General features: G+C 59.4%; 21 protein-coding genes. 12 read left to right on the top strand and 9 right to left on the bottom strand.

What is annotated here, in order from left to right; translation table 11 throughout:
* From ACKFRX_RS08055 to map, 4 genes are all read left to right on the top strand, one after another.
* Complete coding sequence (locus tag ACKFRX_RS08055) at positions 1-1,209, top strand: RIP metalloprotease (RefSeq protein ID WP_200435500.1); 1,209 nt, start codon at positions 1-3, stop codon at positions 1,207-1,209.
* 108 nt (positions 1,210-1,317) lie between these two features.
* A complete protein-coding gene (ispG, locus tag ACKFRX_RS08050; RefSeq protein ID WP_179386645.1) occupies positions 1,318-2,481 on the top strand; it encodes a flavodoxin-dependent (E)-4-hydroxy-3-methylbut-2-enyl-diphosphate synthase in 1,164 nt (387 codons plus the stop codon).
* An 81-nt stretch (positions 2,482-2,562) separates the two neighbouring features.
* Positions 2,563-4,416: a penicillin-binding transpeptidase domain-containing protein gene (locus ACKFRX_RS08045; RefSeq protein ID WP_408927640.1), complete on the top strand. Its 1,854-nt coding sequence runs from the start codon at positions 2,563-2,565 to the stop codon at positions 4,414-4,416.
* Positions 4,417-4,500: 84 nt separating this feature from the next.
* A complete protein-coding gene (gene map / locus ACKFRX_RS08040; RefSeq protein ID WP_408927639.1) occupies positions 4,501-5,370 on the top strand; it encodes a type I methionyl aminopeptidase in 870 nt (289 codons plus the stop codon).
* Between the two features lie 194 nt (positions 5,371-5,564).
* Here map and ACKFRX_RS08035 read toward each other — a convergent pair whose 3' ends face one another.
* From ACKFRX_RS08035 to ACKFRX_RS08020, 4 genes are all read right to left on the bottom strand, one after another.
* Positions 5,565-5,960, bottom strand: coding sequence for a hypothetical protein (locus tag ACKFRX_RS08035; RefSeq protein WP_408927638.1), 396 nt, complete (start codon positions 5,958-5,960; stop codon positions 5,565-5,567).
* A gap of 48 nt (positions 5,961-6,008) precedes the next feature.
* Positions 6,009-6,383 (bottom strand): hypothetical protein, encoded by a 375-nt coding sequence (locus tag ACKFRX_RS08030; protein ID WP_284765845.1) that lies wholly within the window; start codon positions 6,381-6,383, stop codon positions 6,009-6,011.
* Positions 6,384-6,699: 316 nt separating this feature from the next.
* Positions 6,700-8,103, bottom strand: a complete 1,404-nt coding sequence (mtr, locus tag ACKFRX_RS08025; protein ID WP_408927637.1) for a mycothione reductase — start codon at positions 8,101-8,103, stop codon at positions 6,700-6,702.
* Positions 8,104-8,130: 27 nt separating this feature from the next.
* Positions 8,131-9,159 (bottom strand): alpha/beta hydrolase, encoded by a 1,029-nt coding sequence (locus ACKFRX_RS08020; protein WP_408927636.1) that lies wholly within the window; start codon positions 9,157-9,159, stop codon positions 8,131-8,133.
* 264 nt (positions 9,160-9,423) lie between these two features.
* On the opposite strand from ACKFRX_RS08020, the gene mqo reads away from it, so the two are divergent.
* Positions 9,424-10,920, top strand: coding sequence for a malate dehydrogenase (quinone) (mqo, locus tag ACKFRX_RS08015; protein WP_005325195.1), 1,497 nt, complete (start codon positions 9,424-9,426; stop codon positions 10,918-10,920).
* Between the two features lie 85 nt (positions 10,921-11,005).
* Here mqo and ACKFRX_RS08010 read toward each other — a convergent pair whose 3' ends face one another.
* Positions 11,006-12,361: a protein adenylyltransferase SelO gene (locus ACKFRX_RS08010; protein ID WP_408927635.1), complete on the bottom strand. Its 1,356-nt coding sequence runs from the start codon at positions 12,359-12,361 to the stop codon at positions 11,006-11,008.
* Entirely contained in the window at positions 12,362-13,183 is an 822-nt protein-coding gene (locus ACKFRX_RS08005; protein WP_408927634.1) for a PhzF family phenazine biosynthesis protein, read from the bottom strand. It lies immediately after the preceding gene.
* A gap of 67 nt (positions 13,184-13,250) precedes the next feature.
* On the opposite strand from ACKFRX_RS08005, the gene ACKFRX_RS08000 reads away from it, so the two are divergent.
* From ACKFRX_RS08000 to ACKFRX_RS07980, 5 genes are all read left to right on the top strand, one after another.
* Complete coding sequence (locus tag ACKFRX_RS08000) at positions 13,251-14,435, top strand: sensor histidine kinase (RefSeq protein ID WP_408927633.1); 1,185 nt, start codon at positions 13,251-13,253, stop codon at positions 14,433-14,435.
* Complete coding sequence (locus ACKFRX_RS07995) at positions 14,428-15,171, top strand: response regulator (RefSeq protein ID WP_408927632.1); 744 nt, start codon at positions 14,428-14,430, stop codon at positions 15,169-15,171. The genes ACKFRX_RS08000 and ACKFRX_RS07995 overlap by 8 nt, the downstream gene beginning before the upstream one ends.
* A gap of 66 nt (positions 15,172-15,237) precedes the next feature.
* A complete protein-coding gene (locus tag ACKFRX_RS07990; RefSeq protein ID WP_179386638.1) occupies positions 15,238-16,137 on the top strand; it encodes an ABC transporter ATP-binding protein in 900 nt (299 codons plus the stop codon).
* A gap of 33 nt (positions 16,138-16,170) precedes the next feature.
* Positions 16,171-16,923: an ABC transporter permease gene (locus ACKFRX_RS07985; protein WP_408927631.1), complete on the top strand. Its 753-nt coding sequence runs from the start codon at positions 16,171-16,173 to the stop codon at positions 16,921-16,923.
* A 27-nt stretch (positions 16,924-16,950) separates the two neighbouring features.
* Positions 16,951-18,264 carry a DUF4921 family protein gene (locus ACKFRX_RS07980; protein WP_408927630.1) on the top strand — a complete coding sequence of 438 codons (1,314 nt, stop codon included), beginning with the start codon at positions 16,951-16,953 and terminating at the stop codon, positions 18,262-18,264.
* Between the two features lie 30 nt (positions 18,265-18,294).
* Here ACKFRX_RS07980 and yaaA read toward each other — a convergent pair whose 3' ends face one another.
* Complete coding sequence (gene yaaA / locus ACKFRX_RS07975) at positions 18,295-19,017, bottom strand: peroxide stress protein YaaA (protein ID WP_408927629.1); 723 nt, start codon at positions 19,015-19,017, stop codon at positions 18,295-18,297.
* A gap of 31 nt (positions 19,018-19,048) precedes the next feature.
* On the opposite strand from yaaA, the gene ACKFRX_RS07970 reads away from it, so the two are divergent.
* Together ACKFRX_RS07970 and ACKFRX_RS07965 are read left to right on the top strand one after the other, a co-directional pair.
* On the top strand, positions 19,049-20,818 hold the full coding sequence (locus ACKFRX_RS07970; RefSeq protein ID WP_408927628.1) for a proline--tRNA ligase: 1,770 nt from the start codon (positions 19,049-19,051) through the stop codon (positions 20,816-20,818).
* A 39-nt stretch (positions 20,819-20,857) separates the two neighbouring features.
* Positions 20,858-21,220 carry a membrane protein gene (locus tag ACKFRX_RS07965; RefSeq protein WP_034668463.1) on the top strand — a complete coding sequence of 121 codons (363 nt, stop codon included), beginning with the start codon at positions 20,858-20,860 and terminating at the stop codon, positions 21,218-21,220.
* Between the two features lie 122 nt (positions 21,221-21,342).
* Here the strand turns inward: ACKFRX_RS07965 and ACKFRX_RS07960 are convergent, their stop codons facing one another.
* Complete coding sequence (locus ACKFRX_RS07960; protein WP_049377454.1) at positions 21,343-21,672, bottom strand: transglycosylase family protein; 330 nt, start codon at positions 21,670-21,672, stop codon at positions 21,343-21,345.
* A gap of 182 nt (positions 21,673-21,854) precedes the next feature.
* Entirely contained in the window at positions 21,855-22,706 is an 852-nt protein-coding gene (locus ACKFRX_RS07955; protein ID WP_408927627.1) for a DUF4439 domain-containing protein, read from the bottom strand.
* Positions 22,707-22,727: the final 21 nt, after the last annotated feature.

Here is a 22,727-nt window from a genome sequence, read left to right as displayed (position 1 = left end):
ATGGCAAACTTGCTGGGCATTGTGTTTTTCGCCCTTGGCATCGGGCTCACCGTAGCGCTGCACGAAGCAGGCCATATGCTCACCGCGCGCGCCTTTGGCATGCGCGTGCGCCGCTATTTTATTGGCTTTGGGCCGCGCCTATTTTCCTTCCGGAAGGGCCACACCGAATATGGACTTGCGGCCTTCCCAGTAGGCGGGTTTTGCGATATCGCTGGCATGACGGCCCAGGACGAATTCCTCACCGAGGAAGAAGAACCCCATGCGATGTATAAAAAGCCGTGGTGGCAGCGCATAATCGTGATGGCCGGCGGCATCGGCGTCAACCTGATTTTGGGCTTTGTCATCCTCTACTTTGTGGCGATGACGGCTGGTCTGCCCAACCCGGATGCTGACGTGCGCCCCCGTGTAGGCGAGGTGACCTGCTCGGCCAATCAAAAGCTGAACCAAGAACTGGAAAAGTGCACGGGTCAAGGCCCAGCCGGAAAAGCCGGCGTGCAGGAGGGCGATATCATCGTGGCCCTCGATGGCCAGAAGCTGGATTCTTTTACCCAGCTGCGCGATGAGGTAATGCAGCGCCCCAGCGAGACCATCACGCTGACGGTTGAGCGCGGTGGGGAAGAAAGGGACTTCACAGTCCACCTCGATACGGTCAAGCGATTGAACCACGACGGCGAGCTAGTGGATGCTGGTTCAATCGGGCTGAGCAATCAGCTTATCGATGTCGTCGAAAAGCACGGCGCCGTCGACGCCCTGCCGGCAACCTGGCGCTTTAGCACCTACTCACTGAGCGCAACGATCGACGGGCTGAAGCAATTCCCGGGCAAAATTCCGGGTGTGGTGGCCTCCATCTTTGGCCACGAACGCGAGGCCGATGGCCCGATGTCCGTCGTCGGCGCTTCTCGCGTGGGCGGCGAATTGGCGGAGCGCTCCCTGTGGTCGATGTTCTTTATGATGCTGGCCACCCTGAATTTCTTCCTCGCGCTCTTTAACCTGATTCCGCTGCCGCCTTTCGACGGCGGACATATCGCCGTCATCATTTATGAAAAGCTGCGCGATGGCATCCGCACACTGGCGGGCAAGCCAGCTCTGGGGCCGGCCGATTACACCAAGTTGATGCCGGTGACCTATGTTATGGCCGCGCTGCTGATGGGTGTTGGGGCCATCGTGATCGTCGCCGATGTGGTCAACCCCATTCGGCTATTTGGCTAGCCGCCGCAGCCCCCGCTGCGCGCACTTCAGGCATAAAGCAAGCAGTGCTAGAGTGGGGGCGTTAATCACCCACCGTATGTATTTACTGTGCTTCAACAAGGAGAATTCATGTCGACCCCCATCGGTCTAGGAATCCCAGACGGCCCACCACCAGTCCTGCACCCGCGCCGCAAGACTCGTCAGCTGCAGGTGGGCCCGGTCGGCGTCGGCTCTGACTCGCCCATCTCGGTGCAGTCAATGACCAATACCAAGACGCACGACATCAACGGCACGCTGCAGCAGATCGCACAGCTGACCGCTTCCGGCTGCGATATCGTGCGTGTGGCTTGCCCTAAGCCCATCGACGCGGAGGCACTTCCGGCCATTGCCAAGAAGTCTCCGATCCCGGTGATCGCGGATATCCACTTCCAGCCGAAGTACATCTTCCAGGCCATCGATGCTGGTTGCGCCGCCATCCGCGTAAACCCGGGCAATATCCGCGAGTTCGATGGCCGTGTGAAGGAAGTTGCTAAGGCCGCAGGCGATGCCGGCATTCCCATCCGCATCGGCGTGAATGGTGGCTCCTTGGACAAGCGCCTACTGGAAAAGTACGGCAAGGCCACCCCGGAGGCACTCGTCGAGTCCGCTATTTGGGAGGCTGGCCTCTTTGAGGAGCACGGTTATGGCGATATCGCTATTTCCGTTAAGCACTCCGATCCGGTTTTGATGGTGGAGGCCTACCGCCAGCTGGCGGAAAAGACTGATTACCCGCTGCACCTCGGCGTGACCGAAGCTGGTCCGAAGTTCATGGGCACCATCAAGTCTTCCGTGGCCTTCGGTGCACTGCTGGCAGAGGGCATTGGCGATACCATTCGCGTGTCCCTGTCCGCTCCGCCGGTAGAGGAAATCAAGGTGGGCGACCAGATTCTGCAGTCGCTCAACCTGCGCCCGCGCAAGCTGGAGATCGTCTCCTGCCCGTCCTGCGGCCGCGCCCAGGTGGACGTTTATAAGCTGGCGGAGGAAGTTACCGCCGGCTTGGACGGCATGGAGTTCCCGCTGCGCGTTGCCGTGATGGGTTGCGTTGTCAACGGCCCAGGCGAGGCCCGCGATGCCGACCTCGGCGTTGCTTCCGGCAATGGCAAGGGGCAGATCTTTGTTAAGGGCGAGGTCGTTCGCACCGTGCCGGAAGACAAGATCGTGGAAACCCTCATTGAAGAGGCCATGCGCATTGCCGATGAGCAGGGTATGGAAGCCGTGGAAGGCGCCAAGGCTGAGGTTCGCGTAACCCAGTAATTCACCCACTTTGAGCAGACTTCCCCGCACTTCGGTGTGGGGCAGTCTTTTTTGGCGCTTGCGCTGCTAGAGTGCCAAGACATGAAGAAGTTGGTCGCGCTGGTTGCAACTATCACGCTCGCCTCCACCAGCGTGGTTGCCTGTACGCCGAAGCCGGTTTCCGCGGAACCGGTGGCGGAGGAATTCCTCCGGGGGATGGAGTCCCGGAATAATGACGGTTTAGCCGCGCTTACCGACGCCCCCTCGGACGCCACCTCCGCCCTCGATGCCACCTACTCCGGCCTGCAGGCCGAGGGGCTCGACATGGAGCTTGAAGGCGTGGACCAGGATGAGAACCTCGCCACGGCGAACTACAAGGTCACCTGGGATCTACCCAAGGATCGTACCTTGAGCTATGACACGCAGATGACGCTGACCAAGACCGAGGATGAATGGACGGTGCGGTGGAAGCCGAGCCTTATCCACCCCGACCTGGGAGCAAATCAGCACCTGGAACTGCGCGCGCTGGAGGCAGAGCGCGCCAGCGTGGTTTCTTCCAACGGGGTGGAATTGATGAGCCCGGGGCTGAATTACCGGCTGGTGGTAGATACCAGCTCGCTGGATGATGTGCGGCCCACCGCTTCCAAGATCAGCGGCGCACTTGCTGCCGCCCATCGCCAGGATGACTCCATTGCGGAGATGGATGCCAAGGATCTGGCCAAAAAATTGGAGGATGCAGACGGCTCCTTTTCCGTGACCATGTTTACGGAGGACCAAGCCAAGGCCGTGCGCCCCAAGGTGGAAGGCATAGACGGCGTGCGCCTCAATGAAGAACCGGCTCTGGTCACCCGCGACCGTGGGCTGGCACCCGATCTGATGTCGCGCGTGCGCTCCGCGGTCCAAGATGAGGTCGATGGCCAAACCGGCTGGTCTATTTCTGTGGTCAATGAGAATGGCGCAGCACTCTCTGATGTGGAAAAGCACGACCCTGACGCGGCACCATCGATCAAGGTAGGTCTGGACTACGACGTGCAGCGGGCCGCGCAGGAGGCGGTCAATGAGCGTGCTGATTCCCAAGCCATGCTCGTAGCCATCCGTCCCTCCAACGGCGATATCTTGGCCGTCGCCCAAACCGAGAAGGCCGATGAAGACGGCGACGTAGCCCTCCAAGGCCAGTACCCTCCGGGCTCGGTGTTCAAGATTCTCACCGCCGCGGCCGGCGTAGAAAAGCAGGGGCTTAATACCGATACCATCGTTCCGTGCCCTGGCACCATGGATATCTTTGGCCGCGTGGTGACCAACTATAATGCCTTCGCCCTAGGCAGCGTTCCGCTCAGCCAAGCCTTTGCACAATCGTGCAACACTACCTTCGCGGATATTTCCACCAAGCTTAAGCCTGGTGAGTTGAAGGATATGGGCAAAAAGTTTGGCTTCGGCGTGGAATACGATATCCCGGGCCTTACTACCATTACCGGTTCCATTCCGGAGGGCAAAGAACCACTCGAGCGCACTGAAGCTGGCTATGGACAGGGTTACGACTTGGCTAGCCCTTTCGGCATGGCGCTTGTCTCTGCCACGGTAGCTAATGGCAAGACGCCTACGCCCACGCTTATCGAAGGCCACGAAACCAAAGCCTCCGATAAGCCGCAGCAGATTTCGAAGCCTGTGCTAGATAACGTCCGCGCCATGATGCGCCAAGTGGTTACTAGCGGTACCGCACGCAGCATGGCGGCGGGCGGCACGATTTACGGCAAGACCGGTGAGGCCGAGATTAACGAGGGCTCGCACGCCTGGTTTACCGGTTACCGGGAAGAAGACGACATCGCCTTTGCCACCCTCGTGGTCTTGGGCGGCGGCTCCGATGTCTCGGTCAATATCACAAGCAACTTCTTGCAGAAGGTCGATGACTACCGGTCCGGACCGCACGAGGGTGCGGCTCCGCCGGCCGAAGGGTAGACGTAGACTCAGAGCTGGAGCTATGGCCCTGTCTTTTGACCCCGGCTGCTGCATTATGGGCGCAGAGGACTACCATGGGAAACCATGAGTAATCGAGGAAAGCTAAAGCCAGGCAAGCCCACTCCGATCCTCACCGTGCCGGAGAGCATCGAGCGCCCAGAGTACGCGTGGAAGGACGAGGTGCAGGAGGGCATTGGCGAGCCCTACGTCCAGTCCCCAGAGGTTATTGAGAAGATGCGTGAGGCCTGCAAGATTGCGGCAAACGCCCTCAAGGAGGCTGGCAAGGCCGTACAGCCGGGCGTAACCACTGATTATGTAGACCGCGTTGCGCACGAGTACATGTGCGACCACGGCGCTTACCCGTCCACGCTGGGCTACCGCGGCTTCCCCAAGTCCAGCTGTGTATCCCTCAATGAGATTGTTTGCCACGGCATCCCGGATACCACGGTGATTGAGGATGGCGACATCGTCAATATCGATATCACCGCTTATAAGAATGGCGTCCACGGTGATAATAACGCCACCTTCCTCGCCGGTAATGTCTCCGAGGAACACCGCCTGCTAGTAGAGCGCACCAAGGAGGCCACGATGCGCGGCATCAAGGCCGCAAAGCCCGGCCGTGAGATTAACGTCATTGGCCGCGTTATTGAGTCTTATGCCAAGCGCTTCGGCTACAACGTCGTGCGCGATTTCACCGGCCACGGCGTCGGCCCAACCTTCCACAACGGTCTTGTTGTCCTACACCATGACTCGACCGTGTACCGCGACATCCTTGAGCCTGGTATGACGCTGACTGTCGAGCCAATGATTAATCTTGGCTCCCTGGATTACGAGATCTGGGATGACGACTGGACCGTCCAAAACACCGACGGCAAGTTCACCGCCCAGTTTGAGCACACCCTCGTCATCACCGAAGATGGCAATGAAATCCTTACCATTCCAGATGAGAACTAAAACTAGGTAACAAAGGCCGCCTCCACACGACCCTCGGCAGGGAAGTGGAGGCGGCCTTGTGCATGCTTGACGACGCCCCGTGTGAGGCAATCCTTCTGCCTCAGGAGTGAACCGGCGTATAGCAAAAGGGCCTCGTTCTAAGAACGAGGCCCTGTGCAAGCCCTAGCTATCTAGAGCCAATCTTTAGCTAGCAATTAGCGGAAGATTGGGTCCAGAACGTGAGGGATGAAGCCGTTGTATACGGCGTAGTTGTAAGCACCGATCAGGGCGCCGATAGCGGAGGTGATGCCCAGAGCAACGGTGCCGTCGCGCCAGATCTCGCCCCAGCGAGGGTTGTTCTTGCCCTTCTTCTCGCCCAGAAGGTCGTGGCCGGTTACCTTCTGATCCTTGTCAGCGTTAGCACCGATCTTGGAGGACAGGGTCGGGTACTCGCCTTCGTCAGCCTTGGTGTCCTTGATGACGGAGGAGAGGTTCTCGCCCAGGGAAGCACGCTCGTTGGTGGTGTCCTCAGCGGAAGCGACAGCGACGCCGCCGAAAGCGACGGTAGCAGCGGTAGCAGCAGCAACGGCTGCAGTGCGGAAGTTACGCATTGTGAAAATTACCTTTCGGAAGTTTTGATGAAGCCGTATGGCTGTTGCTTAGAAGGAAGGGCCGTGGTTGATGAAGTTGAAGACTGGGCCGATGACGCCGCCCAGAACAGCACCGATGCCGCCCAGGATGGTCAGGGAGTACAGAACCTTAGCCCATACCGGCTGCTCGGAGAAGTCCTTGGAGGAACCGAAGATCTTGGTGCCGTCAGCTTCCTTCTCGCCCTCGAGCTCCAGGTCCTGGTCAACCTTGTTAGGGAAGCTCTGGCCCTCGGAGGAGGAGCCCTGCTGGGAGGAGCCCTCGTTGGTTGCAGGAGCGGTCTGAGCGGCGTCGGAAGAGCCCTCAGCTGCTACGGCAACGGTGGTGCCGCCGAAGGCAACTGCGAGAGCGGTTGCGCCAGCGATTGCTGCATTGCGGATACGCATATCAAAATTCCTTAAAAGTCGTACTTGCAAGGCTTCCGCACTGGGAAACCAAAGTGTTATTGAATACACAGGTGGTATTCATAAACACGCGGTAGCCGTGTTCGTATCGGCTCGAGCCGGTGTCCCAAGTGAATTTAGTAAAACTCCCGTCCTTTTGCACGTCAAAGACCGGAATTTCAGCGATTAAATTAATTTGGGCCCCTTTATGGTGGTGAATTTCCTGAAATTGTGAATGGGGCTTCCTTGGCGTGAAGTGGGAAAACGTCCTAAACCCTGGGAAGAAACTGGAGGAGTGTGAGAAGGATCACGTAACAGTTCACTTATTCCACTCCAGTCCCAAAAGGGCATTTTCCACTACTTCTGGCAGCGCAGGGTGGATCCAATATTGGTTGCGAGTGAACTCCCGCATGTCCAACTTGTAGGCCATCGCGGTAATCAATTGCTGGATCAAGGTAGATGCCTGTGGACCCATCAGGTGCGCGCCGAGAAGCTGCCCAGTGGCGCGGTCTGCTACCAGCTTGCAGATGCCGGTGTGATCTTCCATAGCCCAGCCGTAGGCAACGTCGCCAAAGTTCTGTACCTTGACGGTGACGTCGAAGCCCTTCTGTTGCGCCTGCTTCTCAGTTAGGCCCACTGTGGCGATTTGTGGGTGGGTAAAGATGGCGGCGGGGACATTGTCGTGGGGCAGTGGGCGGAGATCTTCTGGGTGGAGCAGGTTATGCTGCACTGCGCGTGTCTCCGCATTGGCTACGTGCTTGAGCATATATGGAGAAGAGACATCGCCAAGCGCCCAAACACCCTCGGCGGTGGTGCGGCCGAACTCGTCGGTGCTCACGCGGGCGTCGGCAAGCAGTTCAATGCCCGCCTTGTCCAGATCCATCTGATCGCCGTTTGGGGTGCGCCCAGTAGCAACCAGAATCGCTTCTGCTTCCACGGACTCACCATTGTCGAGCTCCAACCGCACGCCCGTGTCAGTTTCCTCGAGCTTGGTGCCATTGGCTATGCGCACGTCGAAGCGATCGCGAGCAATCTGGTTGAAGCGGCTAGATAGGTCATCATCCAGGTGGCGTAGCAAGGTCTCGGAGCGATTGACCACGGTCACCTTGGTGCCGAGGCCGTCAAAGACATGGGCAAACTCCATGGCGATATAGCCACCGCCTACCACAATGAGGCTTTCTGGCTGGTGGTCCATGCGTATGATGTCTTCATTGGTGTAGTACTTCACGCCCGAGTTGGCATAGACCTCCGGAATGACCGGACGGGAGCCGGCGGCAATGACGATCTGGTCGCCGCTGATGACATGCTCGCCGGTCTGAATGGTCTTCGGGCCAACGAAACGGGCGTGCTCATCAAACACGGTAATGTTCGGGGTTTCTTCGCCGCGACGGTACTGTTCGCCGCCCTGGGCAATCTGGTCGATGCGGTTGGTAAAGACCCGGTCCACGATGGAATCCCAATCCACGCTAGTGACCTGAGCATCAAGGCCGAGCCGGCCGGCCTCGCGCGCCGCTAGGGCAATATCGGCGGCGTAGACATACATCTTGGTGGGAATGCAGCCTACGTTGAGGCAGGTGCCGCCAAAGGTGCCCTTTTCAATGATGGCGATTTTCTGGTCATCAAAATCCGGGCTAGGGATGGAGTTTCCGGAGCCAGTGCCGATGATGATGAGGTCGAAATGTTCCTCGGCAGCGGGCGTGTGGGACTGGTGTGAAGTAGTCACGTTTATTCCTTATATATAGGGACTAAATTACTGAGTGGATTGTGGGGCTTCGAGGACGGTGGGCAGCCACTTGTCACAGGCGTCAAAAGCTTCTTGCAGCGGGTCCGGAAGCGATAGGAACACATCGTGCCTAGCCCCCTTGATGGGATGCAAGGTGTAGTGGGCACTAAGTTCCTTTGCCCAGCGCCGCGTTTGTGCAACGTCGATGATGACATCTGCGTGGTTCACGCTGTCGGAGTAAGGCTGACCCAATTGGGTGCGAGTGGACTGCAGCGTCAAGATGGGGACGCCGGCATCAACGCGGCCGCTGTGAATAGCATCAAAGCCGTGGAATACCGCGGCTATCCAACCGACATATTTCTTATGGCCCGCCAGTGGCTTAAAGCGGAGGTCAAAATTCCATTCGCCGTAGAAATCCTTGTGCACGGACTCGCCATAGGCGGTGAGGTTGCCACCGGGTAGGGGAGTCATGGGGGCGATGCGGCCCAATGTGTAGAGCAGCGGCTTGAGGGGAGTGAGGACCTGGCCGGGCACGCCCATCATGTCCAGCCATGGACTATTAAGGATGAGGCCCGCCAAGCGTTGGTGGCGTTCTTGGTCGGTTCGGCGCAGATGATCCATCCACAGCGGGGCGATCAAGCCACCGGTGGAGTGGGCGATGAAGATGACTTCATCATTGGGGATCGCATCAAGAGCGGCGGTGAGGTCTGTAAAGTACAGCGCCAGGTCCGAAGCATAGTGCCACGACTGGCCCGAGCGGCGCGAGCGGCCGCACTTGCGCAGATCGATGGCATAAAAGTCATAACCCTCGGCGGCAAAGTGCTCGGCTACGTGGGTGTGGAAGAAATAATCGGTCATGCCGTGTAGCCACACCAGCGCCGGGCGTGACGGGGCGGCTGACTCACGTGCAGTACCACCCGCGTGCTCCGGCGCGTAGTGCACCAGCGTGGTGACCACGTCGCCCTCGCCATCGGGGTCGGTACCCAAGTCAATGGTGGCAGCTTCATAGTCAGGGCCAAGTTTGTCTGGGCCCCATACCGGGGAGTGTGTAATCATGCCTCGATTCTAGGTGCAATGAAGAATTTATGGTGCTGCCGGTGGGGTGTAAAGACCGGGGGCGGAAATTCCCACATTTTCGCCACTGGTCTGGGGGAGAAATCCCAAATTGGATGAGAAACGCGTAGAGTAAGGCCTTAATGCGTGACGCACCGCCAGGTTGTCATAGTGCAGCGATGGTGGCGCGGGGCGCTAAGCGCTAAAAATCAAGGCGTAGACCGCGCCGATGGATATCTATTTTCAATTCGAAGAGGTAATAACACAGTGTCCTCCGCTAAGAAGACAGCACAGGTTGTAGACGAGGTCGATGTAGCACTAATCGGTGCTGGCATCATGAGCGCCACCCTGGGTGCTATGCTCCGCGAGTTGGAGCCCAGCTGGACCCAAATGGTCTTTGAGCGCCTCGATGGCCCCGCATTGGAGTCCTCCTCCCCGTGGAATAACGCCGGTACTGGCCACTCCGCGCTGTGCGAGCTGAACTACACCCCGGAGAAGAATGGCCGCATTGATATCTCCAAGGCTCTGGGCATCAACGAGAAGTTCCAGAAGTCTCGCCAGTTCTGGTCCCACCAGCTCAACAACGGTATTCTCACCGACCCGAGCGAATTCATTAACCCGGTTCCGCACGTGTCCTTCGCACAGGGTGAAATCCAGGTAGATTACCTCAAGCGTCGCTATGATGTGCTGAGCGAGAAGCACATGTTCCCGGGCATGCAGTTCTCCGCAGACGATTCCGACTTTGCTGAGAAGCTGCCGCTGATGGCGAAGGGCCGTGACTTCTCCAATAAGGTGGCCATTTCTTGGACCGACGCTGGTACCGACGTCAACTTTGGCGCACTGACCAAGCAGTTCCTGACCGCAGCTAAGGCTTCGGGCACCGAGATCCGCTACGGCCACGAGGTCATCGACATCAAGCGTGACGGCTCCGCGTGGAAGGTGTACTCCAAGAACAAGCACACCGGTGACATCACTGTAGTTAAGGCAAAGTTCGTCTTCGTGGGTGCCGGCGGCTACGCCCTGGACCTGTTGCGCAAGGCAAAGGTGAAGGAAGTTGCCGGTTACGCAGGCTTCCCGGTATCCGGTCTGTGGCTGCGCTCCAAGAACCCTGAGCTTATTGAGCAGCACCAGGCGAAGGTCTACGGCAAGGCTGCCGTGGGTGCCCCGCCAATGTCCGTGCCGCACCTGGATACCCGCGTGATCGACGGCGAGAAGGGCCTGCTCTTCGGACCTTACGGTGGTTGGAGCCCGAAGTTCCTGAAGAAGGGCACCTACCTGGACTTGTTCAAGTCCATCCGCCCAGACAACATCACCTCTTACCTTGGTGTTGCCGTGCAGGAGTTCGGCCTGACCAAGTACCTGGTCGATGAGGTGCGCAAGAGCTTCTCGGACCGCGTGGAAGCCCTGCGCGAGTACGTACCGGAAGCAAAGGAAAGCGACTGGGAGACCGTTATCGCTGGCCAGCGCGTCCAGGTGATTAAGCCTGCTGGTGCTCCGCAGTTCGGATCCCTCGAGTTCGGCACCACCTTGGTGAACAACCAGGAGGGCAATATCGCCGGCCTGCTTGGCGCTTCCCCGGGTGCATCCATTGCCCCAGCCGTCATGCTGGAGCTGCTGGAGCGTTGCTTCGGCGAGCACATGATTGATTGGGCAGACAAGATTCGCGAGATGGTTCCGTCTTATGGCATCAAGCTGCGCAACGATGAGAAGCTGTACGACGAGATGTGGGAGTACACCCAGAAGACCCTGAAGCTGGACCGCTAAGAGCTAGCTTTCGGCCTCACAAACCCTCGCACCCCCTTCGTGCCGGTGCGAGGGTTTCGTGCGTCCTAGGCAGGTAATGGCAGCCCTAGGTACCGCAGTAGGTGAGGTAGCCCTCGAGACCATTAGGATCCGGCGATTCGAACGTGGAGTTGGGCTCCCACGGGTGGGTGACCGCGTGGAGGAGCTCCTGATACGGGCCCATCTCCCCGCGTTCGGCAGCATCCAGCGCGGATTCTACGGCGAGGTTGCGCGGGATAACCCGCGGCATGGCGCTATCAACACGGGAAGGATCGGGAGAGGACGCAAGGTAGCCGTCCAAGAAGTCTCCCTCGGCAAAGAGCTTGCGGGCGTGGGTGGGGTGGCCCGCGGCGGCGTCGGCAAGAGCGCGGTGAGCCAGCGTGATATCTGGGCCGTTGAGCTGCATGGCAGCCGCATAAGAAGAAGCAACTTCTCGAGAGGTGTCCAAAGCCTTTGCTAAATCTGCCCTGTGCTGGTCCGCAAAGCGGTCGGTAAAGCCGTTGATGGATTCTTGGGCAAAGTCCATGGCCTTTTTCATGTCCATATCAAATAGCGGCAGGAGGGATTCCGCCAAGCGGGCCAGGTTCCATCCCAGGATGGAAGGTTGATTGCCAAAGGCATAACGGCCTTGCCTATCGATGCTGGAAAAGACCGTCGCGGGCGAATAGGCCTCCATGAAGGCGCAGGGGCCAAAGTCAATGGTTTCGCCAGAGATGGTGGTGTTATCCGTATTCATCACGCCGTGGATGAAGCCCAAGCGCATCCAGCGGGACACGGTGCGGATCTGCGCATCCATCACCTGGGTGAAAAATTCCTGGTAGTCCGCGCCAGGGTAGTGGCGAGCAATGGCATAGTCGGCCAACTGCCGGGTGTAATCCGTCTGCGCGGCTAGGTGAAAGGTGCCGACGCGGATATGGCTGGCTGCCACGCGTACCACAATGCCGGCCGGTTGCACGTGCCCGCGCTGAATGGGCCGTCCGGTGGAGATAACCGCCAGCGCCCGGGTGGTGGGAACACCCAAGGCATGCATAGCCTCAGAGATTAGGTACTCGCGCAGCATGGAAGACAGCGTTCCGCGGCCATCGGACCCGAGGCGGGAAAAGGGAGTAAGTCCAGTTCCCTTGGCATGGAGATCCCAGAGCCGGCCGTCTTTTTCCACCTCTCCTAAAAGCATGGCGCGGCCGTCGCCCATCTGCGGATTGAACGCACCGAATTGGAAGCCAGAATAGGCCATGGCGTGTCCGCCCGCGCGGCCGGTAAGGAAATCCATGCCCTCGGAGGAGCGCAGCCAGTCCGGGTCAAAGCCCAATTGCCTGGCCAGTTCCTCGTTGAGGATGACCATCTCTGGGTTCGGCTGCTCCTCACCCTCGGTGGGGCGAACCAGGTGGGGAAGCTTCTGGGCAAAATCGTGGTGTAGCTGCATCTAAACCTCCAGTGTTCCGCGCACGCGAATCTGGGCGCGGCCGCCTACCCAAATATCTGTGCCGTCATCGTTGATAAATACTTCGCCCGCCCGGCCAATCTGGCTGCCTTGTGTTGCGGTATAACGCGTTGGCACCAGGTTACGCGAGCGCATAAACTGCGCGGCGCCGCCATTGAAAGAACCGGTGACTGGGTCTTCGAATTGGGTGGTAAAGGCCCGCACCTCATAGGCCGGCTCGCCTTTTGCGGCATTGGGGTTAAGGCCCACAACGCCGACCTTGGGGCGCTCGGCCCGGGGCTCAACCGCGCGCACCGCCGCGGCATCGCGCAATTGAAGCAGGCGCCAGCCCGGGCCATTGTCCACCCAGCCATGGTCCACAATTTCCGCGGTATCTAGCCCCAGCCCAGCGCAGGCCTCCTTCAGCTCCGCCGAGCTCAGCGGTTCTTCGCGGCGCAGCGGCGGGGTAGCAAAGGAAAAGACTTCTCCCTCTTGGCGGACGGTTACCAAGCCCACGCCGCATTCTTGGACGATAGTTCCCTCTGACTGCGGGCTATTGCCCAGCGCCCGCCACGCGGCAGCGCTACCCAAGGTGGGGTGGCCGGCAAAATCAAACTCTTCGTACGGGGTGAAAATGCGCACGCGGTAGTCCGCGCGGGCGTCGTGAGGTTCGAGCAAGAAGGTAGTCTCAGAAAAGTTGGTCCAGTTCGCGATTGCCTGCATGCGCTCGGTACTTAGGCCATCGGCGCCCGCAATCACCGCCAAGGCATTGCCGTTAAAGGCACCGGTGGCAAAAACATCGACCTCAAAGAACTCGTGGTGCATGCCAGCCAGTCTAGTCAGCCCCAGGGATGAGGACTATGGCCTAGAGCCTGCGCTAGCCTAGAAAGCCATGAAGAAGCTATGGCCCGATGCACTTCGCGCGTGGGTAGGCCCACCGTGGAGAATTCTCATTCCGCTGTTTTTCTGGGTTTCTTCGGTGCCGGCGGCAGAAGGTGCCATTGATAGAACATCGCTTTTCCAGGAGCTGGTTCTCGTACTTTATACAGTCGTTATTCCACTAGCACTCTGGCTACACCCCAAGCTCAGGGAATATGCCATCGGGGTCACTGCTATCACGCTAACGGTGTGCATCTTTACCCCGCTTGCTGCAATGGGCAACGCTCACTTTTTCCCTTTGGCTTACTGCGTGTTTCTGATAGGAGCACATTCACCCAAACGACTACAGCGAATCTGGATAGGGTGGATTGCCTTTGGCTCCTTGGCGGCCACTGCAGCGGACCTTTATGGGCGGAGACTCATAGATGGCATCGACTTTGGTCTGGAAGATGCCAGCATCGGCCCTCTGCCTGCTTTCGGCTCAGTCATTGCCATCGCGTGGCCGGTCATGGGATTTTTCTTCTTGCTTGGCACCAATGACCGCAAAAAGCGCGAGGATCAGCAATTGCTGAAAGAGCGCGCGGAAATGGCCGGCGCGGTAGAGCGCAACCGCATTGCCCGCGAAATGCATGACATTGTGGCGCATAACTTAGCGGGCGTTATCGCTCTTGCCGACGGCGCCCGGTTCGCCGCCGCCAAAAATCCCGCAGCGGCCACAGAAGCCTTAGAAACCATCGCCTCTACCTCCCGCGATTCCCTCAAACAGATGCGCGGATTGCTCTCTGTGCTGCGAGATGGAGATTCCCGCGCCGATACCAAGGCGCCCGGCGCGAGTGATATCGCAGGACTCATCTCGGAAGCCCGCCGCAGCGGTTTCGATATCATCGTGCACGGGCTGGAGGACCTGCCGACCGAAAGCGACGAGCTCTATCAGTTCACCGTCTACCGCGTGGTGCAAGAGATTTTGACCAATATGCTCAAGCATTCCCGCGATAAAAGGGGAGTGCTGCGCTTTCGCTCTACTGGAAGCGGCCTAGTATTGAGCGCCGATAACCCGGCCGCACGCACGCCGGACAATCACGAGCCCGGTTACGGGCTCATCGGGATGAGCGAGCGCGTTAGGGCCTATGGCGGCAGCGTTGCTACCCGCACAGAGGACGGACACTTCTTTATCACCGTGGAGGTACCCAATGACTAACCCTGAGCAACCAACAGGTGCGCCTGCTAGCCCCATTCGTATCGGCCTGGTTGATGACCAGCCCCTCGTGCGCGCCGGGTTCGCCATGCTCCTTGGCTCCCAAGAGGATTTAGACGTTGCCTGGCAGGCATCCGATGGCGATGAAGTCCTCGACCTCGCCCGCGCGCAGCCTGCCGATATTGTGCTCATGGATGTCCAGATGGCCCGCGTCAATGGCATCGCCGCCACCGAAAGGCTGCTGCCGGAATTCCCGGATACCCAAGTCATTATGCTTACCACCTTCGATGACCAGAACTTTGTCCATGGCGCCATTTCCGCCGGGGCTTCTGGATTCCTGCTCAAAGACGTCGAACCGGAGGAACTCCTCGCCGCCATTCGCACCGTACATTCTGGCGAGGCCGTCCTTTCACCGCGCATTACCGCACAGGTGCTGCAGCAATTGCGCAGCGGGCAGTCCGCGTCACAGCCCGATTCACATGCCACCCCCGTTGCGGCAGCAGCTACCGCCCCTCCGGCAGAAGATCTCACGCCACGCGAGCTAGACGTCCTCAAGCTAATGGCACTGGGGTATTCGAATACCGAAATCTCCGAGTGCGAGTTCGTCTCCATGGCCACGGTCAAGACCCACGTACGCCATATCTTGACGAAAACCGGCTCGCGCGACCGCGTGCATGCTGTGCTCTACGCCCTTACCCATGGCGTGGTCTCGGTGGAGGAACTGCTGTCTCATCCCTAGGTATGACCTGCTAAATCACTCCCAAGGATGGTTACTTTGTGCCGGTCAGGCGGCACGATGGGAACCATGCTCAAAGTTTCACACCTTTCCAAGAATTTCCGTTCCTTTAAAGCAGTAGATGACCTCTCCTTCGAGGTTCCTGACGGTCAAGTCACCGGCTTCCTCGGACCGAATGGTTCCGGCAAATCCACCACCATGCGCATGTGCGTGGGGCTGGAGAATCCGACTTCCGGCACCGCGACTTTTGATGGCACGCCTTTCCGTGAACTGTCCAATCCCGCCACCATGGTGGGCACCTTGCTGGATGCGAACTGGTTCCACCCGGGCCGCAGCGCCCGTGCCCACCTGGGCTACATGGCCGCGCTGCAGGGCGTGTCTATGAACCACGTGGATGACACCTTGGACCGCGTCGGCCTAACTCAGGTAGCCACTAAGCGCGTGGGCGGCTATTCGCTAGGCATGAAGCAGCGCCTGGGCCTTGCTTGTGCGCTCATCGGCGAGCCGAAGCACTTGCTTCTCGACGAACCCGTCAACGGCCTCGACCCCGAAGGCGTGCACTGGATGCGTGCCCGCATCCGCGAATTCGCTGAGGCCGGTTGCTCCGTGCTGGTTTCCTCCCACCTACTTTCGGAAATGCAGCTCACCGCCGACCGCCTCGTAGTCATCGGCAAAGGCAAGCTGCTGGGCGAGGGCACGGTGGAAGAGTTCGTCAACGGCACGGGAGGCGCAAGCCTCGAGGTAATTGTGGACCAGCCCGATGAACTCCTGCGCCTACTGCACGGCACCGACGCGGAGACCTCCTTTGACGGTGAAGTCTTGCGCGTGCGCGGCCTCGAAGGCTCCGACATCGGCCGCATCTGCCTGGATAACCGCATTCTTATCTCCAGCTTGGAACGCAAACAGCCCTCCTTGGAAGAGGCCTACCTCGGCGCGACCGCCGACCACGTGGCCTACCGCTCCGCCTAAACGCATAACTCAACCTTTAAGGACAGATTTTCAATGAATACTGTGGTTTCAGAATCCCGCAAACTCTTTTCTCTTCGCTCTACCTGGGTCTACCTCGCCATCGTGGCACTCGGCATGGCCGCCGGCGGCGTGCTTACGGCCTGGGGCTATGACTTCAACGGCACCGCGGACGGCAAGTTTCAATCCAGTGATGTCTTATCAGCTAGTGAACTCGCCATGGTGGTGATGATCTTTGCATCCGCGATGATGGTCGGAGGTGACCTGGGAAAGGGAACCGTTGCATGGTCTTATCTTTCATCCAATCGCCGCGTTGGCATAGTGCTCAGCCAATTCTTAGTCATCCTGGTATCACTCTTGCTCGCTGCCACGCTGGGTATAGCTGTGGGAACCTTGCTGATTGCGGCACTCGGCGGCGATATTGACTTCACAAGCTTTCACCAGTGGCCGGACTGCAACCGAGTGGTGTTTGCTTACCTGGAATGGGCCGGCTTTAGCCTGCTGGCTATGGGGTTGGCTTATCTCTTGCGTAGCGGCACATTTGCGGCGATGATCCTCGTGGTGGAGTTCTTTGTTCTTGAAACTGCGCTTATGGCATTTGACGCCTCGTGGGCAGAAGCGTTGTTGAGCTGCCTGCCCTTCGTCAATATGCAGACCTTGGTCTTGGGTAGCGATTCAGGTCCCTTGGATCATTCCCGCGCTGTGTCTGCTTTGATTCTGGGCGTAACGCTGGCAGTCTGCGTCGGTGGTGCGTGCGCAGTGTCCCGCCGTCGGTCCGTCGCCAAATAACTCCCAGAACTAGCTACGCTGGTGGGCATGAGTGATGCACTTTTTGCCCGCATAGAACCCATCCAGACCATGCGGGATGGCACGGTCAAGCAGGTCAACCCGTTCTCCGGGACCGAGGTATGGACCGTGCCGGGCCGCGGCAACCGTCCGCTGTCTACGCCAGTGGCTAACCCGCAGCCACTGCAGGAAGAAGACTTCACCCACCGCTGCGCTTTTTGCTCAGGTCGCATGACCGATACCCCGCCGGAAAAGGCTCGCATTCTGCCGTCCGGCGGGATTGTGCGTGGGCTGCCCTTGAGCGAATACGGACACACCGTGCCGGCCTTTCGCCGCATCCCCAATCTGTTTGAAATCGTCTCCTATGACTACTGGCATGCCAACTACGGCTTCGACATGGATGCTGAGACTCGCCAACGCATGGACAACTACCTTGCCGATCCTGCCGGCCGGGAACATGTGCTCAAGATCGTGCGCACGAAGCGCAAGGCAGCGCACCTTCCTGAAGCAAGCGAAGAGGAACTTATAGAACAGGCGGCGGGCTTTTTCGCAGGAGGCCACGACGTCATCGTGGCGGGCCGCCATTTTGAGCGCGGTGCACAGGATGATTCCCAAGTGGTATCTTCCGGCACCCTCAGCGCCGAAGAGCACCTGCTCTTTATGCAGCTGACTATTGACGCCATGCGCGACCTCTACGAGCGCAACCGCTACGCCCCCTATGTGGTGGCCTTCCAAAATTGGCTGCAGCCAGCCGGCGCCTCCTTCGAGCACCTGCACAAGCAACTCGTCGCCATCGATGATCGCGGCATGGCCTCCCACCGGGAGGTACAGATGCTGCGCAGCAATATGAATATGTACAACGAGTGGGCGGTGGACTATGCCGCTAGCCGCAACCTCATCATTGCGGAAAACGACCATGCCGTCCTCTTCGCCGGCTTTGGGCACCGCTATCCCACCTTGGAGGTCTACTCCAAGTCCGCGACCTGTGAGCCCTGGCGGCAGTCGGAAGAAGAAATCCGCGCCATGAGCGACCTCGTCCACGCCGCCCACGCCGCAGTGGGCCGCGAGGTGCCCTGCAATGAGGAATGGCACCACAAGCCTGCCGATGTCGACGTGGCTCAGCCATGGCGCATTCTCATCAAGCTCCGCATTTCTACCCTTGCCGGATTCGAAGGCGGGACCAAAATTTATCTCAACACCATCTCGCCCTGGGATCTGCGCGATAGGGTAGTAGGCAAGCTTTACCCCTTGCGCGAGTCCGGGCATGTTGCCCGCTCGGTTCGCGTGGCTACCGAATGCTCGGTACAGCGCAATAGCCTGCTGTATAACCCGCAGCTGCGCTAGGCAAGCTGTGCTGAGTCGTTCAAGGTGGGCTTAGCGCTTGACGACGAGCGTAAGCTCACTCGACCCAGGCCCCGGCTCCTCAACGGTCATACCCGCGGCGCGCGCGATGGCGGCAACGTCGGCGGCGCTATAGGCGTCGGCAGGCGAGAGCGCTAACTCGCGGGCTAACAGGCCCTTGAAGTGCTTATTGAAGTGGCTGACCACCTTGCGCGATCCATCGTCCTGCACGCTTTCCACCCGTACCGTTACCGCATCCTTTACCCGGCCGAGCTGCTGATAAGTGCCCGAGCGCAGATCCACAATAAGCTCGTCCACTCCCTCGAGCGCCTGCGTAATTTGCTTGCCCCAGCGCGACTTCATGGTGCGGCCGCCGAGCTTCGAGCCACCCGAAAGACGGTAATGCGGAATGGGGTCGCTGGCGCGGAGGACACCAAAGAGGGCGTCGCCAATAGCAAGGCGATCCCACGTGGGCAGGGAAGGGGCATCCAAGGCATCAAAAAGCACGCCGGTATAACGCAACACGGCCGGCATGGTGGGGGTGGTAAAAAGCCCCTGATTGGATTCGGCCTCACCGCGCAGCTTTTCCGAAAGCTTGAGTACCTCCATGGCCTCGTCTACCGGAAGAGACTGCAGCTCAGCGGCAGTTTCGCGCCGGGTATCGTGCAGTTCTGGGAAGGATAGCCGCTCAAAGTCAAGAGGCTGTCCCGTACCGCCGTGGGCCTTAGTTTCTGAAGGAGGGAGGATAATGAGCATATATACAGGGTAGCGGGGTATATTTTTGTGCATGATTACCCGCCTTTCTGAACTATTTCTCCGTACCCTCCGTGAGGACCCTGCCGATGCCGAGGTCCCTAGCCACAAGCTGCTCGTCCGCGCCGGTTATGTACGCCGCGTCGCGCCGGGCGTGTATACCTGGCTGCCGTTGGGTCTGCGCACCCTGCGCAAGATTGAAGATGTAGTCCGTCAGGAAATGGACGCCATCGGCGGCCAGGAAATGCTGTTTCCTGCTTTGCTGCCGCGCGAGCCTTATGAGAAGACCAACCGCTGGGTGGAATACGGCGATAACCTCTTCCGCCTCAAGGACCGCAAGAACGCAGATATGCTGCTTGGCCCTACCCACGAGGAAATGTTTGCCAGTGCGGTCAAGGATATGTACTCCTCCTATAAGGATTTCCCGGTTACGCTGTATCAGATTCAGACCAAGTACCGCGATGAGGAGCGCCCTCGTGCTGGTGTGCTGCGTGGCCGCGAATTCACGATGAAGGATTCCTATTCCTTCGACATGACCGATGAGGGCTTGGACGAGTCCTACGGCCGCCACCGCAAGGCGTATCAGAATATCTTCAACCGCCTAGAGATCGATTACGCCATCTGTAAGGCCACCTCTGGTGCCATGGGCGGCTCCGCCTCCGAGGAATTCCTCGCCGTATCTGAGGTAGGCGAGGATACCTTTGTGCGCTCCACCGAGGGCGACTACGCAGCCAACGTCGAGGCCGTGGTGACCCCAGCACCGGCGGAGAAGGATATTGAGGGCCAGCCAGAGGCACAGGAGCATGACACCCCGGGTGCCGAGACCATTGAGAAGCTGGTCGAATGGGCCCAGGGCGCAGGCATTACTGTCGACGGCCGCGAGGTAACCGCCGCAGACACGCTCAAGTGCATGATGGTCAAGCTCTACCACCCGTCCGCAGAGAGCGAAGAGCGCGAGTCCGAGTTGGCGGCGGTTCTCATCCCTGGCGATCGCGAGTTGGATGAGAAGCGCCTTGAGGCCGCACTCGAGCCGGTGGAGTTTGAGTTGGCCGGGGACAAGGACTTTGCAGACAATGACTTCTTGGTCAAGGGCTATGTGGGCCCGCGCGCTTTGAACGCCAATGGCATTAAGGTCCTGGCGGATCCGCGCGTGGTCAAGGGTACGGCGTGGATTACCGGCGCCGATGCGAGTGAGCGCCACGTGGTTGGCTGCGTGGCCGGCCGCGATTTCACCGTGGATGAGTTCATTGAGGCCGCTGAGGTTAAAGAAGGCGACCTGGCTCCTAATAACCAGGGCACCCTGACTTTGGAGCGCGGCATTGAGCTCGGCCATATCTTCCAGCTGGGTCGCAAATACACTGAGGCCTTCGATGTCCAGATTTTGGACGAAAACGGCAAGCGCGCCGTTCCTACCATGGGGTCCTATGGCATTGGTATCACCCGCATGCTGGCCGTCTTGGCCGAGCAGCGCCACGATGACAAGGGCCTCAATTGGCCAGTAGCTGTTGCGCCGTACCAGGTACACGTAGCCGTGGCCAATAAGGACGCCGCCGCCATGGAGGCCGGCGACAAGCTGGTAGAAGAGCTATCTGACAAGGGACTCGAGGTGCTCTTCGATGACCGCCCGAAGGTTTCCCCAGGTGTGAAGTTCAAGGATGCAGAGCTCCTTGGCATGCCCTTCGTGGCAATTCTGGGCCGTGCCTTCAAGGAAGGCAAGATTGAGCTGCGCATCCGCGGGGGAGAGACCCTCGAGGTTCCAGCCGAGGACATCGTGGACAAGATCCTCGAGCTCGTGCGTGGCTAAATAGGACCCAACTTTGCGCGGCGGGGTACCGTGGAAGGCATGAACTTTCAAAAGAATGGGCTTTCCACGGTGCTTTCAGCAATGGGCGTATTGCATTTTGTGAAGCCGAAGACTTTCGAATCCATTGTCCCGCCGCAACTGCCAGGTCCTGCGCGCTTTTATAACTTTGCTTCGGGCCTGTGGGAGATTGCCACCGGTGCCTTGCTTCGCCGCCGCGCCACCCGCGGCTTCGGCGGTGCTTCCGCACTTGCACTCTTTGCCGCGGTGTGGCCGGCCAATATGTACCACGCCTGGATTGAACGCAAGGCAGGGTGGCCAAAGAAGCTCTACCACATCATCCGCCAGCCGCTGCAGGTGTTGTTGATGATGTATGCCTGGAATATCGCCAAGCATGAGGCCTAAAGACACATTGGCTGCATGCTAGCCAACTAGGTGAAACACAAAAGCCGGCCTCCTCCCTTACTCCGCGGGGTTTCGCGGGATGGGGAGGAGGCCGGTTTCGTGTTAAATGCCGAGGCTAGAAACTAGCCGGCGACGGGGCCGCCGCAGTTAGGCCAAGCGCCAGCACCCTGGGTGGCTAGGACGCTTTCGGCCACGGCAATTTGCTGCTCGCGGGTTGCCTGGTCAGCGGTCGGGGCGTACTGAGTGCCGCCATTGGCGGCCCAGGTCTGCGGGTTGAACTGCAGGCCGCCCTGGTAACCGTTTCCGGTATTGATGTGCCAATCACCGCCGGACTCGCAAGCAGCTACCTGATCCCAGGCGCTAGCCGGTGCGGCGGTAGCGGCAGGCGCGGCCAAGCCAGCAAGGCCGAGTGCTGCGGCGGATACGGTCAACATGGTCTTCTTAGAACGCATTGAGAGGAAACTCCTTCTCTTTGTGTCTGTCTAGCTTGCGGAATCTCCTGCAAGCTCATGGTGAACCAACCTACGCACGCTAGAGGAGTCGAGGCAATGCATAGGGCCGTAGAGGTTGCTGCCATTTCGCTGGCCCGTTGTCAGGGGATGGACAGGTGGGGGCTGGCCGGGGCGGCAGTGGCCTAGTGCATGCCGTGGGACTCTGCCGCGATGCCAATGAGCCAAGTAACCCATTCCTGATCCGGGGATTCTTCTTGCGCTGCACCTGTGGCGGCGGCGGACCACTTGCGGCCGTCGTGTTCGGCAAGGCCATCGATAAAGGCCAGGGCGGAAGCAGAATCGTGGGGCAGTTCTTGCTCTCCGGAAGTATAGGCCGACTCCGGCTGCGGAATGTTGCCGTAGCGGGCTAGTGCATCCTGGAGGGCGTCGATGCGGCGATGATGAACAGCTAGGCGATGATCCACCTTGTCCTCGTGCTCGGGGCCAACGTAGGCGCGGGCGAAATCTAGACCGTATACCTGCTCATACTCCCAGCTCAGGAGATCAGCAGCGCTTTTTTGCTCCGGTTGGGAAAGCTCGGGAATATCGGGGGCATCGCCAGGCAGCCAAGCATTGAGCGCGATGGCCTGCTCGGTAACTAGGGTGCGCGATTCAACGGTGACCTCATCGGCCGCCTCTGTCGTCGCAGAAGCGGCATTTTCCATAATTTCGCCAGAGTCTGCGGCGTGATTGGCCTCGGTAGGACGCTCCACCTCACAGGAGCGTGGGGGATTGCCGGCATCATCCGTGCCGCATAGCCGTGTAATTTCGGCATACAGGGCGTCCGCCTGGGAGCTGCGCAGCCCTGCGGCATGGTCATCGACGCCGCTGAGGGACAAGGCGTCGGTAGCGGCGGCGTCGGCAAGCGCCAGCAGCCTGCTTTCTGGCCGCGGGCCAAAGTAGTCGACGACGGAATCAACCGCTTGGCACCCAGCCAAGGCGGGCAGGGTGGCGGTTGTGGCTACGAGGGCTAAAGCTAAACGTCGGCGGTTCACGCAAAAGACTGTACCCCGTAG

The organism is Corynebacterium tuberculostearicum, from assembly GCF_046097465.1.
Classification (GTDB): Bacteria; Actinomycetota; Actinomycetes; order Mycobacteriales; family Mycobacteriaceae; genus Corynebacterium; species Corynebacterium tuberculostearicum_I.
Note: the sequence above shows the minus strand (reverse complement) of the source record. Positions and strands in the feature narration are given on the sequence as shown.